The 17,601-nt window shown below is 40.3% G+C and carries 17 protein-coding genes and 1 riboswitch; of the genes, 7 read left to right on the top strand and 10 right to left on the bottom strand.

Translation table 11 applies throughout. The annotated features are described in order from the left end of the window. Window positions 1-86: 86 nt before the first annotated feature. On the top strand, window positions 87-1,490 hold the full coding sequence (locus AC0VX1_RS04575; RefSeq protein WP_475470092.1) for a sigma-54 interaction domain-containing protein: 1,404 nt from the start codon (window positions 87-89) through the stop codon (window positions 1,488-1,490). An 86-nt stretch (window positions 1,491-1,576) separates the two neighbouring features. On the opposite strand, the gene cobT is transcribed toward AC0VX1_RS04575, so the two are convergent. The 4 genes from cobT to AC0VX1_RS04555 all read right to left on the bottom strand — a co-directional run bounded on the left by cobT (window position 1,577) and on the right by AC0VX1_RS04555 (window position 4,791). Next, window positions 1,577-2,623, bottom strand: coding sequence for a nicotinate-nucleotide--dimethylbenzimidazole phosphoribosyltransferase (gene cobT, locus AC0VX1_RS04570; protein WP_475470090.1), 1,047 nt, complete (start codon window positions 2,621-2,623; stop codon window positions 1,577-1,579). 129 nt (window positions 2,624-2,752) lie between these two features. Continuing rightward, window positions 2,753-3,289, bottom strand: coding sequence for a signal peptidase I (gene lepB / locus AC0VX1_RS04565; RefSeq protein ID WP_034315582.1), 537 nt, complete (start codon window positions 3,287-3,289; stop codon window positions 2,753-2,755). Between the two features lie 263 nt (window positions 3,290-3,552). Further along, a complete protein-coding gene (locus tag AC0VX1_RS04560) occupies window positions 3,553-4,260 on the bottom strand; it encodes a nitroreductase family protein (protein WP_413023824.1) in 708 nt (235 codons plus the stop codon). A 114-nt stretch (window positions 4,261-4,374) separates the two neighbouring features. Continuing rightward, complete coding sequence (locus tag AC0VX1_RS04555; protein ID WP_057275636.1) at window positions 4,375-4,791, bottom strand: RrF2 family transcriptional regulator; 417 nt, start codon at window positions 4,789-4,791, stop codon at window positions 4,375-4,377. A 322-nt stretch (window positions 4,792-5,113) separates the two neighbouring features. Here AC0VX1_RS04555 and AC0VX1_RS04550 point away from each other — a divergent pair, with 322 nt between their 5' ends. Both AC0VX1_RS04550 and AC0VX1_RS04545 read left to right on the top strand, forming a co-directional pair. After that, on the top strand, window positions 5,114-6,079 hold the full coding sequence (locus AC0VX1_RS04550) for a bile acid:sodium symporter family protein (RefSeq protein ID WP_475471702.1): 966 nt from the start codon (window positions 5,114-5,116) through the stop codon (window positions 6,077-6,079). 107 nt (window positions 6,080-6,186) lie between these two features. Beyond that, window positions 6,187-6,732: an NADPH-dependent FMN reductase gene (locus AC0VX1_RS04545; RefSeq protein WP_106026744.1), complete on the top strand. Its 546-nt coding sequence runs from the start codon at window positions 6,187-6,189 to the stop codon at window positions 6,730-6,732. Window positions 6,733-6,809: 77 nt separating this feature from the next. Here the strand turns inward: AC0VX1_RS04545 and AC0VX1_RS04540 are convergent, their stop codons facing one another. The 6 genes from AC0VX1_RS04540 to AC0VX1_RS04515 all read right to left on the bottom strand — a co-directional run bounded on the left by AC0VX1_RS04540 (window position 6,810) and on the right by AC0VX1_RS04515 (window position 14,546). Then, a complete protein-coding gene (locus tag AC0VX1_RS04540) occupies window positions 6,810-7,595 on the bottom strand; it encodes a glucose 1-dehydrogenase (RefSeq protein ID WP_413023826.1) in 786 nt (261 codons plus the stop codon). 15 nt (window positions 7,596-7,610) lie between these two features. After that, window positions 7,611-8,465 (bottom strand): RhaT/GlcU family sugar-proton symporter, encoded by an 855-nt coding sequence (locus AC0VX1_RS04535; RefSeq protein WP_475470087.1) that lies wholly within the window; start codon window positions 8,463-8,465, stop codon window positions 7,611-7,613. 500 nt (window positions 8,466-8,965) lie between these two features. Then, window positions 8,966-10,792: an APC family permease gene (locus AC0VX1_RS04530; protein ID WP_057275633.1), complete on the bottom strand. Its 1,827-nt coding sequence runs from the start codon at window positions 10,790-10,792 to the stop codon at window positions 8,966-8,968. A gap of 138 nt (window positions 10,793-10,930) precedes the next feature. Continuing rightward, window positions 10,931-11,077, bottom strand: a riboswitch (cyclic di-AMP (ydaO/yuaA leader). Window positions 11,078-11,428: 351 nt separating this feature from the next. After that, complete coding sequence (locus tag AC0VX1_RS04525) at window positions 11,429-11,884, bottom strand: GtrA family protein (protein ID WP_413022316.1); 456 nt, start codon at window positions 11,882-11,884, stop codon at window positions 11,429-11,431. Then, window positions 11,844-12,866, bottom strand: a complete 1,023-nt coding sequence (locus tag AC0VX1_RS04520) for a glycosyltransferase family 2 protein (protein WP_475470083.1) — start codon at window positions 12,864-12,866, stop codon at window positions 11,844-11,846. Before AC0VX1_RS04520 ends, AC0VX1_RS04525 begins: the two co-directional genes overlap by 41 nt. Window positions 12,867-12,881: 15 nt before the next feature. Further along, on the bottom strand, window positions 12,882-14,546 hold the full coding sequence (locus AC0VX1_RS04515; RefSeq protein WP_328129778.1) for a DUF6044 family protein: 1,665 nt from the start codon (window positions 14,544-14,546) through the stop codon (window positions 12,882-12,884). Window positions 14,547-14,714: 168 nt separating this feature from the next. Here AC0VX1_RS04515 and galU point away from each other — a divergent pair, with 168 nt between their 5' ends. The 4 genes from galU to AC0VX1_RS04495 all read left to right on the top strand — a co-directional run bounded on the left by galU (window position 14,715) and on the right by AC0VX1_RS04495 (window position 17,554). Further along, a complete protein-coding gene (gene galU / locus AC0VX1_RS04510; RefSeq protein WP_034315138.1) occupies window positions 14,715-15,575 on the top strand; it encodes a UTP--glucose-1-phosphate uridylyltransferase GalU in 861 nt (286 codons plus the stop codon). Between the two features lie 262 nt (window positions 15,576-15,837). Then, entirely contained in the window at window positions 15,838-15,978 is a 141-nt protein-coding gene (locus tag AC0VX1_RS04505) for a hypothetical protein (protein WP_156404291.1), read from the top strand. A 302-nt stretch (window positions 15,979-16,280) separates the two neighbouring features. Further along, window positions 16,281-16,802 (top strand): cytochrome P450, encoded by a 522-nt coding sequence (locus AC0VX1_RS04500; protein WP_475470080.1) that lies wholly within the window; start codon window positions 16,281-16,283, stop codon window positions 16,800-16,802. Beyond that, on the top strand, window positions 16,751-17,554 hold the full coding sequence (locus AC0VX1_RS04495) for a cytochrome P450 (RefSeq protein WP_475470079.1): 804 nt from the start codon (window positions 16,751-16,753) through the stop codon (window positions 17,552-17,554). The genes AC0VX1_RS04500 and AC0VX1_RS04495 overlap by 52 nt, the downstream gene beginning before the upstream one ends. Window positions 17,555-17,601 lie beyond the last annotated feature (47 nt).

Raw genomic sequence — 17,601 nt, 5'->3', positions numbered from 1 at the left:
TTCCAAATCGAAATAACTGAAAATTCTTGATTTCGCTTCTGTTTTTGATTTATATTTGAATCACCGGCACAGTGATAAGGGGGAAAATGATGAGTGATAACAACGTCAAAAGAGTTTTGGAATGCATTATCAACACATCCAATAATAATATTACCGTGACCGATGAAAAAGGATTCATTTTATTCACGAATCCTAACCATTGGTGGATATATGGAATCGAACCAGAACATTACCTTGGAAAATCCGTTTACCAGCTCGAAACGGAAGGAATCCTTTCACCTTCGATTTCCGCCATGGTATTGAATGAGAAAACGCCTATCCAGATCATGCAGCAAACGAAGACGGGAAAAATCGTCATGTCGACTGCCTATCCCATCTTTGATGATGATGGTGAATTGATTCGTGTCGTCAGCTATGCCCAAGATCAAACTGAAATCAGGAACCTCCAGGATCAGTACGGTCAATTGGAGAAAAAGATTCAAGAATACCAATCGGAGGTCGAGGAACTAAGGGAACAGGAGGAGTTGATCTATCGCAGCAAGGAAATGCGGCAAATCGCCAAAACGATACACCGTGTTTCCAAAACGGATGCGACAGTCATGCTACTTGGGGAATCCGGTGTGGGAAAGAGCGTATTCGCCCGCCGGCTGCACAATCAGAGTTACCGCAGCAAAGAGCCATTCATCGAAGTCAACTGCAGTACCATCCCAGAAAGTCTCTTTGAATCCGAAATGTTTGGATATGAAGCGGGATCCTTCACCGGAGCGCAGAAGCAGGGGAAGCAAGGGCTGATCGAACAAGCAGATAACGGAACCTTATTTCTGGATGAAATTGGGGAGCTTCCCCTCGATATGCAAGTGAAGTTATTAAATGTCCTGCAAGAGAAGACCTTTAAAAGAGTGGGAGGAAAAAAAGAGCATAAAATTGATTTCCGGCTTGTGACGGCAACCAATCAAAACCTTGAGGAAATGGTGGAGAAGGGAACATTCAGGCTCGATTTGTATTATCGCTTAAATGTGATTCCCATCCAAATACCGCCGTTACGAGAAAGAAAAGAAGACATTGCCATCTTAATCAATCATAATCTCGAAATCATCAATAAGAAATACAAGTCGGATAAGAAATTGCACCCTTCCACTTACGAAATACTGATTCAGCATAAATGGTCAGGAAACGTGCGTGAATTGGAAAACCTGATTGAACGGCTCATTTTGACCTCGGAAGACTCCATCATTTTCCCAGGCTTTCTCCCCTCCAATTTCCATGGACAAGAATCTTTGGAGAAAATAGATGATACCCTAATGATCGACAATATGATGGTTGATGATAGTGATCTCAATACTGCTCTCGAACAAGTCGAAAAATGGATGTTGATGAAAGCGAGTAAACAATGCAAGTCCACATATGAAATGGCTAAATTCTTAGGTATCAGCCAGCCTTCCGTCGTCAGGAAAATGAAGAAATATAAAGATCATCTGCCTATTAAATAACAGCGGAATAGAAGAATGTTTCAATGCAGTATCCAATTTTTTACCTGTATAAAAAGGAGACCAGCGTTATCGAGGTCTCCTTTTTCTTACTTATTTGACACGCCCGCAGATTCAAATGTTGCCATTTCTTTAATGACCAATGTCGCTGCCTTGAGAATGGGGTATGACAGGGCAGCCCCTGTTCCTTCCCCGATTCTCATTCCCAGGTCGAGGATCGGTTCCTTGCCAAGCAGTTCTATGGCCGCTCTATGACCAGGTTCTGCAGATCGATGTCCAACAAACATATAATCGGCTGCACGTCCGGAAATCAGGTTTGCCAATACAGCAGCCGTTGTTGTAATGAAACCATCAACAAGAATGGGTATACGGTTATTCGCTGCAGCAAGCATGGCCCCTGCCATACCTGCAATTTCGAATCCACCGATATTCATCAAAATGTTGATTGGATCATCAGGATTAGGATTTCTTAATGAAATCGCTTCTTCAATTATTCTTCGCTTATGTAAAATGCCTTCTGACTTCAATCCTGTTCCTTGCCCCACTAGTGATTCGACGCTTTTCCCGCTTATGATGGAGATGATGGCGGTACTGGATGTCGTATTTCCGATTCCCATTTCACCAAGAATCAGGCAGTTCACCCCACGGGCAATCATTTTCTCTGCACGGCCATACCCAATGTCAAGCGCTTGATTTACTTCTTCCTTTGTCATAGCCTCTTCCTTATAAAAGTTTCTAGTTCCATTACGGACTTTTCTGGAAGTTAACCCCGGTGCTTCGATATCTGCATCGATCCCTATATCGACAATGTCCAAGTAAGCATCTATCGCACGGCTTAATACATTGATAGCAGCACCGTCATTCAGGAAATTAAGTGCCATTTGTTCCGTCACTTCTTTTGGATACGCGGAAACCCCTTCTTCCGTAATTCCATGGTCGGCTGCAAACACGATCACCCCCGGTTTCGAAATGTCCGGAAATGCCTCCCCTGTCATCTTGGCCAGTTCAATTATCCATTCTTCCAGCCGTCCTAAGCTTCCCTGAGGAACCGTCAGCGAATCGACATGTCCTTTAACCTGACGTCCCATTTCTTCATCCAGCATCGGGATGGAAATGGCAGATAAACCATTCTTCATATTAATCCCCCACAATCCAAAATAAAAACCTTAACCATAGGAAAAGGCTCTTATCCATCATCTGCTATAAATACAACTTAGTCCATATCATTATCATCCAGGCTTTCACTTGAATTCACTGTGGTCGTTTCACTTCGGCACTCCCATTTCATTTAAAGGGTAGATGCGAAATTTCACCTTGCCCACAAGTGATTTTTCAGAAATAAAACCAAATCTTCTTCCATCCCAACTATTCCTTCGATTATCCCCCATGACAAATAAATGACCGACAGGTACCTTGGATTTCCCGAGTAAATCACTTAGGGTGAAATTCTCCGTCAGATTCTCTTCAGGTGGAATTTCTCCTTTTTTTGTATTCAAATATGGTTCTGTATACTTTTTCCCATTGATATATAAGACATCATCTTTCATTTCGACGCTGTCCCCTGGTAAACCGATCACCCTTTTTATATAATTCTCTTCCGCGTCCGGAGCATAAAATACGACCATATCGAAACGCTCCGGCTTTCCGATTTTAGCTACCACGATCCGGTCATCATTTTCATAAGTCGGCTCCATCGATTCACCTTTTACCGTGACTGGCGTAAATAAAAACTGTTGGCAAATGAACACGATCATTAAAGCGAATAAGATAGCTTTCAACCACGAGAACACTTCACTTTTCATATTCTTCACACGGACTCCCTCCCATCCATTGTCAACGGCTAAACCCACGATAATTGCTGTATTTTGGCTAGCAGCGCCAAAAAGAATTCATTAGCTTAATTTGCCGGTCGGTGATTTTTAGAGGAGACATTCCAAAGAAATATCTGGAAAAATTGTAACACATTCATTTATTGCTCGCGAGAATAAATGATTTTTCAGAGCCAATCTCAAACCATGAGAAAAAGGATAGCGATTTTAGCTATCCTTTTTCTTAGTTTTGTTCCTCAGAATTTATTCCAAGTCAATATAGTATCGAGTGGCAAACGGACTTTTTCAAAGCCTGCTTTAGTTCCTTTTCCAAGGGAAATCAACATGACAGGTTTGAAGTTTTCCGGTACATTGAACGCATCCACAAATTTGGCTTCATCGAACCCTCCCATTGGGACTGTATCGTATCCTTTTGCTTTTGCAGCCAACATGATCTGCATGGAAACCAAGCCACCGTCAATCATGGCTACGCTTAAAGCCTTCTCAGCGGAAAAGTTGCCGTAATTATGCAGAATAGAGGCTACATATGGCTCTTTGATTTCATTCTTCATGATCCCTTTATTGACTAATTCACCATAAATCCGTTCTGCACTTTTGTAACCTTCTATATCAGCTAAAACGGCAATGACAGCAGATGCATCGACGATTTGTTGTTGGTTATTTGCGATGGGTAGCAATTCTTGTTGGGTTTGCTTATCTTGAATCACAAGGAATCTCCATGGCTGTAAGTTGGAAGAAGACGGAGCTTGAATCGCAATCTCCAGGATTTCACGAATTTCCTCTTCAGTCATCACGTATTCAGCATCGTACTGGCGAACAGATCTCCGTTCTTTTGCTACCGTAATGAAATCCGTATCATTAAGGACTTTCGGCTTTTCAAGCGGTACATTCAATTCTTTAGCTTTATTCAGGTACTCTTCTTTACTCATTATATTTTTTGTCATTGATAATGACCCCCATTTAACTGTAATTATTATAGGAACAGTATATAATGCATACTGTTCTTTTGTCAAATACAGTTTAAGAAAAACGAAACCCTGGCAGTTTCGTTTTTCACATCAAGATTTTGAAAGTAAATCAGCAATCGTCTTTTGTTCCAAGCCTTGTATAATCCAGCTCTCCATCTCGTTTTTCAAGCCACATAAAGCTTCGCGGGAAGATGGTTGAAAGCATTTTTTAGCATTCACATCAAGAAAGCCTTTTGAAAAAGGTTCGGATTTAATTGCAGAGTATATATCTGCAAGGATGATTTGTTCGGGATTTTTGGCAAGTGAATATCCCCCATCTCTTCCTTCCTTCGCTTGAATCAGCCCTGCCTTCACTAAATTACTTAATATTTTTCTAAGAAAACCTGACTCCGAATCAAGCTTAACGGCCAATTTATTACTATTGCATAATCCATCATGATCAGCAAGAACAAGCAGGGCTTGTACTGCAAGACTAAACCACATTATACTGGAAACCTTTTCTGCCATTTCTTTCACCTCTCTCCTCTACTTTAAACTATTTTTCATTGAATATACAACGTTACATCGAACAATCCTGCCTAAAAACCTCCTTATAAAACCATCCATCAGGGAAAGCTTGCAGCCCTTTTTGTTTCATAGCAGCGAAAGTAATGGAGAACACAAAAAGAATGGATATATTAGCATCCCACTTGGCCTATTTTATATAGTCTTACATTAAATGCATTTCACCATCTTCAAAAATAAATTGACAAAATTCTTGTCTTACAAATTATATGTTTTGGAATATGGTAAACTTACTTAATAGAATGGATGAGGAAGTGGATGAATGATGCTGAAAACAATAAATGAACAACTCGATAAAGTCATGCCTCTCATCACGCCGATAAGCGTGATTATTGGGGTATTATTGTCCGAACATCTAATGGATTACACCTTTCTTGTTCCATGGATATTTGCCTTCATTACATTTTCCGGGAGTTTAGGCTCTAACTTTAAATCTCTGCAACAGGCAGTCACCCACCCTTTACCCGTTTTCATCGTATTGATCATCCTTCATATGCTTATGCCAATTTGGGCTTTTGGCCTCGGTCATTTAGTATTTCATGGTGATGCTTTCACAATTACCGGCCTAGTCCTCGCTGTAGTGATTCCAACCGGTGTCACCAGTATGATCTGGGTATCCATTTATAAGGGTAATGCCATACTTGCCCTAACCATCATCTTAATCGACACCCTACTCTCGCCATTCATCGTCCCATACAGCATTTCCTTTTTCGGAGGCGGTTCGATCGAAATGGATTTGGAATCGATAGTGAAAGGATTAATCGGAATGGTCGTTCTTCCCTCCATGCTTGCCATGTTCTTGAATCAGGCCACAAAAGGAAAGATACAAAATACACTATCTCCACGATTAGCTCCATTCTCAAAGATAAGCGTTGGAATCGTAGTCATATTGAACAGTTCAAAAATAGCGCCTTTCTTAACCCATTTCGACAAGAAAATAATGATCATGGCCTTCTTGGTTTTTTTCATAGCCGCTTCAGGTTATGCCCTTTCTTGGATGGTCGGTGCATGTTTAAGATGGGAAAAGGCGGATATCATCACCTTGACATTTACAGGCGGTATGCGAAACATCAGTGCTGGAGCCGTTCTTGCAACCACCTATTTCCCTGCTGCCGTTGCGGTACCCGTTGTACTTGGCATGCTGTTTCAACAAATGCTTGCCTCCTTTTTTGGGTATGTCATGGAAAGACATTTTCATCGTGGTGTGATTGAAGGGCCATCCGCCGAATGATTATTTCCCAAGCATCCTTTTTCCCTTTCAATTACATTCCAATTATAATAGGGAAGTGGAACATATTTACATGATTATCCATTATAAAATCATTGGGGGTATTGGAGATGAAAGTTGTTGCCATAGTGGGAAGTATCCGTAAAGAGTCATACAACCTTAAGCTAGCCAAATATATTCAAACTAAATATCAAGATCGTTTTGATCTCGAAATCTTGAACATTCGGGATTTACCTTTTTATGATCAAGATATTGAAAATGATCCTCCATTGGTTGTAAAGGAATTTAAAAGCAAAGTGGCCGAAGCAGATGCAGTCTTGTGGGTAACACCTGAATACAACGGGACGATTCCAGGTGTATTGGGCAATGCAATTGATTGGTTATCACGTGTCGATAAAGTCTTGATCGGCAAACCATCATGGATCATGGGTGCGTCAATGGGGCAATTAGGGACGGTAAAAGCTCAATTGCATTTGCGTGAAATTTTATTCGCAATAGGCATCTCCTCCCCACTCCTTCCTGGGAATGAAGTATATGTTGGTGCAGTGCATGACAAAATCGATAACGAAGGCAGCCTTATACATGAGCCGACTGTCCAGTTTATCGATACGGTCGTCGATAATTTCATTAGCTGGTATAATCATCATACCCGTTAATGCTTTACACAAGAATCCCAGCAGGCTTGATCCTGCTGGGATTCTTGTTGCATCATAAAAGAGGAATTAAACAAAACTCATCCTCTACCCGCTTGGAATGAAGGGTATTTTGTCATTCCTCCGTCAGCGAATAGAGTGATGCCCGTTACATAACTGGACTCTGAAGATGCCAGCCATGCAGCAACCGCGGCAATTTCTTCAGGCTTTCCGATATAACCCATCGGAATCATGCTTTCAAGGTCCTTTTTCTTTTCGGGGTCTTCAAGCTTGTCGACATTTATTGGCGTGGCGATGGCTCCGGGACCAATGCTGTTCACGCGGATCCCTTTTGGTGCATATTCAAGAGCCAGGGTTTCCGTAAGCAGCTTCACCCCGCCCTTGCTAGCTGCATAGTGAACGAATAAAGGCCAGGGAATCATCTCATGTACACTGGACATGTTAATTACATTCCCTTTAATATCGTTCTCGACAAAATACTTGATAGCTTCGCGGCAGCCTAAGAAATTCCCCGTTAAGTTAGTATCGATTACCCTATTCCAGTCGCTTAACGGCATCTCGTGAGATGGAACCGGATTTTCAATCCCTGCATTATTGATGAATATATCAAGTTTCCCGAAATTCTTTATCGCTGATTGAACAAGGTTAATAACATCTTCTTCAACGGTGACATCGCCTTTTACTGCAATGGCTTCCCCGCCATTTGTTTTGATTTCTTCCATTACACTATCCGCTTCCTCTGATTTAGTGCGATAATTAACAACGACCTTTGCCTTTTCCTTAGCAAAGCGAATGGCCATCGCTTTTCCTAAACCAGTGGATGATCCGGTTATGACAACGACCTTACCTTCTAAATCTGTATACATGTAATCACCCTCCAATTAACTTTTTGCCAATCCCAGCATAATCCCAGCTATGATGATCAAGATAATCCCAATTACTATTCCAATTAGTTGGCGCTTCGTTTTCTTTTCACGTAAAATGAAGATCCCGCCAAGGGTTGAGATGACTATGCCCATCTGCGAAAGTGAAAAACTAGTGGCCACTCCCACACGTGGCTGGGAAATGAATAAAAACATGTTCCCTGCAGCCCATATCAATCCCGGAATGATATTACGAATCGTATATTTGTTAAACGGTTTATGCTTAAAAGTCAATAACAGACCGCCTATCACCATCCCGATCGCTTGAGGGAACAATGCTGACCATCCATCAACATCAAAAAGACGGGCCACGACCACATAAACCAAATAACCGAATGTCGAGATGAGGAGAATAACAATTCCTTTCTTCAAGTTTCCCGATTTGCCCTCTTTCGATTCTTTATCTTCCAATGAGGTCAAGACGATTCCTATAATAATGAAAACTAATGCCAAGACGCCTAAAATGATTGCTTTCATTGTAGACCATTCATGAAAAACGATGACCCCGAATAAAGTGGTTGAAATGAGCTGCAATCCTGTTGAAATCGGCATTGTTTTAGAAACTCCCATTAAATCAATGCTCTTAAGCTGATTAGCTTGTCCAACGGCCCAAAACAATCCAGATACGACTCCGACACCAAACACCAAAAGTGACAGCTTAATATCGGCAAAAATATAAACACCAATTGAAAAAATCAAGGCGCCAATCGTTGTACCTAGTGTTTGACTATAGGGTCCACCCCCGAGTTTCACATTAAATAAAACGATGCTTCCCCAGAATAATGCCGGCAAGAGAGCTAATAATATATCCATTTACAACCCCCATATATGTAAGTTCAAAATTAAGCAGGAAATTTCATTTTGTCTTCTTAATATGTTCGCATTATTTGAATTGACCCTTGGTAATTTTATGAAGTGTTTCCCCTAAAGTAGTGTTCAACACAAAAAGGGCTGCAGACTCAGCCCTTTTTAATGATACTGATTGATGCTAGCCACCATTTTGATGAGTTGCATGTCCATTTCCGAATCATCATCGACTTTGAAATAATGACTTTCCCAAACAGCCGTCGTTCGGATAATGAAGATGGGGAAAGTTTATATTAACATTAATTAAAACTTTAAAAGAGGAAGTATCCCCACATCTTACTGCAAATCCTTTTTATCGTGCGGGCTTCATAGTTACTGTAAATTAATGAGCTGGTAATGAATGTTCATACTCAATATCGGCAGCGTAAGTTACTGCTGACTTTTTTATAAAGATTAGAAAAAAAGCAAACCTTATGTAGGTCTGCTTCTTTTCTTAGATATGGAACTTACTTCTTTAAATGATATGGCACTGTCGCAACAACCACATTTCTTCTATAAAGCAAGTAGGCCTTAATCAGTAAACTTGATTGGTTATGAAGTATATTGTGCCAGCCCTTCTTCGGAATGAATTGGGGGATGATCACCGTAACTTTATAGTTGGATTCACTAGCCTTATGTTCTACTGTATCCACAAATTTAGTTAGTGGCTGAATGATACTTCTGTAATACGAATTCAGTGTAACGAGCCTTACATCCGGCTGCCATTTTTTCCATTTTTCTTCGAATTTCTTTTCATCTTCTCTTTCAAAAGCGACATAAACGGCAATGACCTGATGTGCAGATAGAGATTTTGCATAATTTAAAGAGTTCTCAACCACATGAGTTATACCCGCAACAGGTACAATGATGATATTTCCTTCGATTGGTAAGATCGGCTCACATGTTGTAATCCTTAGTTGGTCTCCAACTGCTTCATAATGCTTTCTAATTCGATGAAAAATTAAAATGATGATAGGTAAAAAAATCAAAACAGGCCAAACCTGAATAAATTTGGTTAAAAAGAATATCATCGTGACGATAAAGCTAATTATGGCACCAATTGAATTAATGGTTAATTTCATCATCCAGCCTTTTGGCTTTTCGCGAATCCATTTAACAATCATCCCGGTCTGGGATAACGTAAATGGGATGAATACACCAACCGCATAAAGCGGAATGAGATTTTCCGTATGTCCTTCAACTGCGACTATCAAGATGATGGATGCAAGTCCAAGTATGATAATTCCATTGGAATACCCTAAACGGTCCCCTCTTATCGTAAACGCCCTTGGTATGAATTTATCCTTCGCCAGATTTACCGCAAGCAAAGGGAAAGCCGAATATCCAGTATTTGCCGCAAGTATCAAGATCAATGCAGTTGTACCTTGAATGAAGAAATACATGAAATTCCGTCCAAAGATCTCTTCAGCAATCTGGGAGACGACCGTTACCTCTGCGCTAGGAACAATGCTTAAATAATAGGCTAAGTATACGATTCCCGAAAACAAAACAGCTAGTAAGGAACCCATCGCTATTAATGTTTTCGCAGCATTATTCGGTGCTGGATCTTTAAAGTTCGGGATTGCATTGGAAATCGCTTCGACTCCTGTCAATGCGGAGCTTCCTGATGCAAATGCTCTTAGCAGTATAAATAAACTGATGCCGGCTACCGGAGTACCGATTGACGCATGCAATTCCGGTGAGACTCCTCCTGTCAGAATCTTGTAAATCCCAACCCCAATCAAGATGAACAAGGCTAAAACGAATAGGTACACCGGATAGGCCAAGACAGATGCCGATTCCGTAACCCCCCTAAGGTTCAAGATAGTAAGTAGGATGACGAAAATAATGGCTATGAGGACATTATAATCATGCAGGCCGGGAAAAGCGGACGTGATGGCATCCGTACCAGCGGATACACTTACCGCGACAGTTAATATATAATCGACCAATAAGGATCCTCCAGCTATCAACCCTGGGTTGACACCTAAATTGTTTTTTGAAACCACATAGGCTCCCCCGCCATGTGGATAAGCGAAAATGATTTGTCTGTAGGACAAAATTAAAGCGGTTAACAGGATCAATACTCCAATCGCGATAGGGATTGAATACCAGAATGCCGCAGCACCGACCGTGATCAGGACAATCAATATTTGCTCCGGCCCATATGCAACCGAAGACAATGCATCTGAAGATAATATCGCCAACGCCTTTGTTTTGTTAAGCTTTTGTTCACCAAGTGCATTTGATTTTAAAGGTCTCCCGATCAAGAACCTCTTTATAGAAGATAACATCAAGAATTCACCACCATGTAATTTATAAGTTTATGTTTCCCAGCTGTCGCAAAAAAACGAGACGAAACACAAAAATGCCTACAAGTCATAGCTAAATAGACCTGTAGACATCAATTTTTTTTGTCTAACAAGCTCCACCTTCCTTCTCATATAACGCTTACGAGGTTAGCTGTCGGATTCGGACCTAAGAGTAGCCCTACCTTTTAAAGGATTCACCCCTTGGATTGTTAAAGACAATCCCAATAACGGGTCCCCCGCACCATAAGGTTTAAGCGATTTAGAAATATGAAACTGTTGATTATCATACTCCCGTGAAATGGAAAAGTAAATGAAAATTTTGCACAGAAATAGAATTATTATTTATAAGCGAGGTTTTATTCTTGACTTATATAACAAAAGTCATGCAAACACATGATTCGATGGTAGGAAAGGAGGAAAGTAAACGTCTGAAAGGAAGATATTCAAGAAGACAATGAACAAAAGATAGATTCCCCAAAAGGAAAAATGAAGTAACGTGATGGATTAAGTAAAACAGATCTGCCCCAGCTTGGATAGTCATAAAATCAGAATTTCGCTTTCCGATTCCATTTTTAATTCCCTTCCTTTCGGGGGCATTATTCCACTGATCTATGCTATTTAGTTCCTTCCTTCTTGAATTGGCCTCAAATTGCTTTTTTTAAAGACAAAGTATTTCTGGCCAAGATAGTTAAGCACTGTATAAAAGATTGTTCCTATCAGAACAGCCAAATTTTGTTGTATGGATAAATGAACGGTTCCTTCCAGTGATTCTGCAATGGCTTGGCCTATAGAATAAGCGGCGGAATAACAAATCAGGATGACGCAAAAGAAACGGGCAACTCCTCGCCGCCATTCTATATCGCTTTTAAAGGTAAAAGTCCTGTTCAAAAGAAAACTCGTCACAGCTCCCGTACCATTGCCGATAAAGGTGGAGATCCAGTAAGATAATTCAAGAGCATTCATGAGAAAAAGCATGATGGTAAGTCCAACCGCTGTATTGACTATTCCAACCAATAAAAAGCGGATAAAGGAGTTAGTTTGTTTTAGATAGTTTTTCAATACTGTTCCGTTCATTTTCTAATTGCTCCCGTTTTTTAAAATCGAGCGGATTAAATAGATCAAGATCAACAATATATTTAGGCCGGCGTTTGGATTCATTATAGATTTTTCCGATATACTCCCCAATCAACCCTACAGCAATCAACTGTAGTCCACCGATCAACCATATGGAGGTGATCAATGAGGTCCAGCCAGTTTCGGTCTGCCCATAAAATTTCAACCATAAAAAGTAAGACCCAAAGAGTAAGCTAATGAAAAAGGAAAGACATCCTATCCATAATACAAGCCGGATCGGTGTAACTGAAAAGGAAGTAATGCCATCAAGTGCAAAAGCAACCATCTTCTTAAATGGATATTTCGTTTCCCCGGCCAATCTTTCTTTACGGTCATAATAAACAGAGTCCGTCTTAAACCCAATGAGCGGTACAATCCCCCGTAAAAAAAGATTCGTTTCATCAAAGCGTTCCAACTCCATGATCGCCCTTTTGCTCATTAGCCGGAAATCGGCATGATTATAGACAAGGTTAACCCCCATCTTGTTCATCAATTTATAAAAACCTGTTGCAGATGTTCGTTTAAAGAATGAATCAAGGTCCCTTTTCTGGCGGACACCATATACGATTTCACATCCTTCATTGAATTTACGAATGAATTCCGGGATGACTTGAATATCATCCTGTAAATCTGCATCAATGGAAATCACACAATCTGAGGCTTCCTTGGCTGTAAACAACCCAGCCAGAAGTGCATTTTGATGTCCAGCATTCCGGGAAAGCTTTAGCCCGCGAACATATTCATTATTAATCGTTTCTTTGTAAATGATCCTCCAAGTTTGATCCTTGCTCCCATCATCGACAAACAAAATTTTACTTTGACCGGAAACAACGTTTTCATCGACCAACCCCCTCATCAATCCACAAAGCTGCGAAATGGTTTCCTGCAAAACGCTTTCTTCGTTATAACAAGGTACAACAATCGTTACAATCGGTGAATTCATTCTATTCCCCCCTTTTCACATGACTCTGTATAAATGAATTTTCCATACGCTTCCTTTTTTCGTGAAAACCCTATCCAGCACCAATCCGTTTTCCTTCGCGTTGTTGATTGGGATGGCAGAAAATATATACGTTCCGCCTAATCCTTTAAACGCATCCATGTTGAGGTCCAAATTTTCCAGCTCTTTCTTCGAGCCTTTCTTGAACATATAATGCTTCCCAAGCTCATCGGTAAATAGGTAACAACGTCCTCCCCATTCATCAAAATAGATTCTGATGTTTTTATTCTTAGCCAATTCGTTTTCAATTATTTGACGAAATTGATGTTTGTAAGAAAGCGGATAAAAATTGTTATAGCTATCGAGCGTGTAAAATCCATTATATTGAGCGATTGCGGGATGCAGCCCAATGCTGGCAACACGATATTCTTCTTGTGGACGGTCAATATGATCTTTTATTTCCTGAAAAAGGCTTTCTGAATAGAACTCTTTAAAAGTTGGCTTTTTATTGTGGCTGATTTCCTCATTGAAACCGATTAAAATCAGTATTTGAACGGCGATGAAAATAGAAAGGGTTTTCTTAGCATAGTCGCTGTATTCCCAAATGATTTTTATCGCAAGGGCAAACCCCAAGTAAATGATCATCGGCCTTAAAAAGTGAAATCTGGCAAAGTTAAAAGTATCCAGGGTGTGAAACCTTTCCGTTAAAGGAAGCCAGCCTTTATAAAACCAAAATGCGTACCACGCAGAGAGCATGAAATTCAAGCCGAATAAAAAAACATATACCTTTTCCTGTCTCCACAATTTTTTTGTCAGAATAATATAAAGGGCAAAGACTGTAATCGGCAGGATGATAAGCGCATGTACAGTCATGACATGCGTATGTCCAAGAACGAAATTTTTGAAAGTAAGCTTAATGACCCAATCGAGCGGCAGCCTTGCGTGAAAATATTCATCTCTGCTGTTTGGCTCCGAATCAAAAATGAATGAAGCGACCAAACGATACTCCACCAAACCAAAAATGACGGTCATATAAACGATCGAAAGAAGAAACGTTATATTCCATCCTTTTCCCCTGATTACATCCGTTAGCCAAAGAAAGCCCATTGCAACAAGGAAAAAGAAAAAGCCAAGCACGATGCTTGAATAAAGCGGTAAAAGTGTAAGGACCAAATAATTCTTCCAAGAATGATCCTTGCTGCGGATATTCAAAAAAGCCCAAAGGGCTAAAGGCATCCCAAGTGTACTGAGCATTCCCGATGGCCAAAATGGGGTAAGGGCAAAGGCTAAGGATGTTCCAACCCTAATCCAACCTGATTGTCTTCCTGTAACCAAATGTTCCTTCAATAAGATATACATACCAAAGAATGCAATAAACCTTGTTAATGCCTGGCTTATTGCATATGCGACCATTGTTGGAAAAAGAGCATGAAGCCACACGATAATACTGAACTCACTGCCAAAAGCATTACGGGGCAGCCCATTCATAATCTGAGGAATTCTGGCGTCAATTGCACCGAATAACTCACCGCTTTCTGAAAGGACTTTATACCAGGCAAGGTTGGAATCCAAATTATCATGTACGCGAATATGCGCATTTTCTCCAAGGATGATTAAGGGCGAAAGATATAAAACAATGACGAGTAAGGCAAAAAGGATTTGTTTTCTCTCTTTATTTTCAATTGGCAAAATATCCACCTCTTGATTAAATTCATATATCCATAATATTTGGCTTCGGAGGTAAATCTATTCTTTTTAAGGGATTTATTTTAACCTATTTTGATATAGGTCAACCAATGACCACATAAAATGCAATAAGCATATAAAAGAACCTTAAAAAGGGGCTGGGCTATGATAAGGAAAGCGGTGATTCCAGCAGCCGGTTTAGGAACACGATTTTTGCCTGCTACGAAAGCTCAACCAAAGGAAATGCTGCCGATTGTCGATAAGCCGACCATTCAATATATTATCGAAGAAGCGGTACAATCAGGGATTACGGATATTATCATCGTTACGGGTAAAAACAAACGTGCCATCGAAGATCATTTCGATAAATCGATTGAGCTTGAAATGCTTCTGCAAATGAAAGGTCAAAATGATCTGCTTAAGATCGTGGAGAACATTTCCAACATGGTCGATATCCACTATGTAAGGCAAAAGGAACCTTTAGGTCTGGGTCATGCAGTTTTATGTGCCAAAACTTTTATCGGAGACGAACCTTTTGCCGTCCTGTTAGGGGATGATATCGTGGATAGCCAGGTTCCAGCCTTGAAGCAGTTAATGGAACGGTATAACAAGGTTCGAGCGAGCATTATCGGATGTAAGGAAGTATCACCAGCCGATGTCTCCAAGTATGGGATCGTAAACTTCCAAGAACGATATGAGGATTTATTTCTGGTAAGAAACTTGGTGGAAAAGCCAAAAGTGGAGGATGCACCATCAACACAGGCGATAATTGGCCGATATATTTTATCACCTGCGATTTTTGAAATCCTTGAAAACGTACAGCCCGATCGTAAGGGGGAGATCCAGCTTACCGAAGCTTTAGACCTTTTGTTAGAAAAGGAACCATTATATTCGTATATCATCGAGGGAAATCGTTATGACGTCGGCGATAAATTCGGCTTCCTTCAAGCTTCAATAGATTTCGCCATGAAACGACCTGAACTTCGTGATCAGCTAATAAAATATTTAAGGCAGTTGTTTCCTTAATGAAGTTAATATAGACCATGCCCAATTACCAAAAAGAGGTGATTGGGCCATTTCCACATCGGATTGACCCCTTTGGTTGTAAAATGATCCACTTACCATAATCCACCAAGTAAAATATAACTGTTTATACTTCCGTAAAATGTTACAGCAGAAAAAGTTGAACAGAGAAAGAATAGTTTTCTATAAGTGAGGTTATGTTGATAATATATCCTTCATGATTGTTCCAAACACACGATATCCAGAAAGGATTGTAGAGAAACACATGCACAATAAAGCAAATAATCCAATAATATCTGATGAATTTTTAGAAAAAGTGGTTAAGGAGATCAATGCACAATTTGGCGGGCCCATCAATGAAAAAAATGATCGTTTCCAACATAGGGGCGATGATGAAAGAAGTTGAATTGAATCCCCCTTCATTAATCTAAAGATCTCATGAAAAACTCTGGCTATATTCATCCAGGGTTTTTTCGCTGTAACTTTATTTCTTCAATAGAATTATCAGTCCTTTCTTTAACGACTTGTCCAAACCAATTTAGCTTATCCTCATACAATGATTACATGTAAGTATTTTAAAGAAAGGGGAAAAACTTCATTGAGCCACGCTGATGATGTCTTCCGCACTTCTCAAATGGTTCCAAAAGGCAGGCTGGTTTCCGGACATACAAAAGAGTTCCAACAGATCCCATTGGGTTCCTGACCCGATTGTCCAAGGAATATGGGGAAGTTGCTAAATTCCGTTTAGGACCATTCCAAACTGTTTATCACGTTTTAAATCCTGATTTAATCAAACAAATACTTGTAACAAAACAACAATCTTTCGTCAAATCCAGTGACTTCAATCTTTTAAAACCGCTTATCGGTGAAGGTCTGCTTACAAGCGAAAAAGACTTTCATATGCGACAGAGAAGGCTTATCCAACCCTCTTTCAAAAAGACTCATATTAGCCAATATGCCAAGGATATGATTGATGTCACAATGGATTATATATCAACTTGGCAACATGATGATGAACGGAGTATAACGAAGGATATGATGAACATCACTCTCGGGATAATAAGCAAGACCATGTTCAGCATGGAATTCAAGGATGGATATGAAATCGTTGGGAAACCTCTGGAAACTGCATTGAGAATAACAGTCAAAAGGATGAGAAAGATTTTCCGTATGCCATTATGGGTACCAACCGTGAATATAAAAAGGCGATACAAAGGCTTGATAAAGTGATTTACGGCATTATTGAAAAACGGAAGAACGACACAGTAAAACATGAAGACATGCTAGGGATCTTGATGGACGCCCGTGATGCCGACGACGGGTTAGGCATGTCAAGCCATCAGGTCCGTGATGAATTAATGACTATTTTTCTTGCCGGTCATGAAACGACAGCAAATGCTCTTTCCTGGGCACTGTATGCAATTTCGAAGCATCCGGAAATTCAAGCCAAGCTTTTCAATGAAGTCAATAGCATAATCGGTCAGCGGACACCCAAGCCTGAAGATTTCATGAAATTACAATACACTCAAAATATCATTCATGAAACACTTCGTTTTTACCCGCCACTGTATATCTTATCCCGTGATGTGACGGAGGATGTCACAATAGGAGGATATCGCTTTAAAAAAGGCGATATGATACTAATAAGTTCTTATGTGATGCAGCATAATCCAGAGTATTTTGATCAACCGGAATCATTTATCCATGAGCGATTTGAAAATAACTTTATGAAAAGCCTGCCTGCGTTCGCTTACTTTCCATTTGGCGGAGGGCCGCGGGTTTGTATTGGCAATCACTTTGCCATGATGGAAGCAGTGTTTGTCCTGGCCTGCATTGCAAAGAGATATAGGATAAAGCTTGCACCTGACCATCATGATGTAACTCCCCTTCCCTCCCTTACACTCAGACCCAAGAATGGACTGCGCATGGTGTTAGAAGAAAGAGCTGCAGAAGCCTTTGAACCTGGCGCATCCAATTTTTAGTAATAGGGGTTTTTTCCCTAATAAATATCGTTGTACTAACTGGCCTA

It is taken from the genome of Peribacillus sp. QJM3NY_7 (assembly GCF_056173225.1).
The sequence above is the reverse complement of the archived record's forward strand: the minus strand, read 5'-3'. Positions and strand labels throughout refer to the sequence as shown.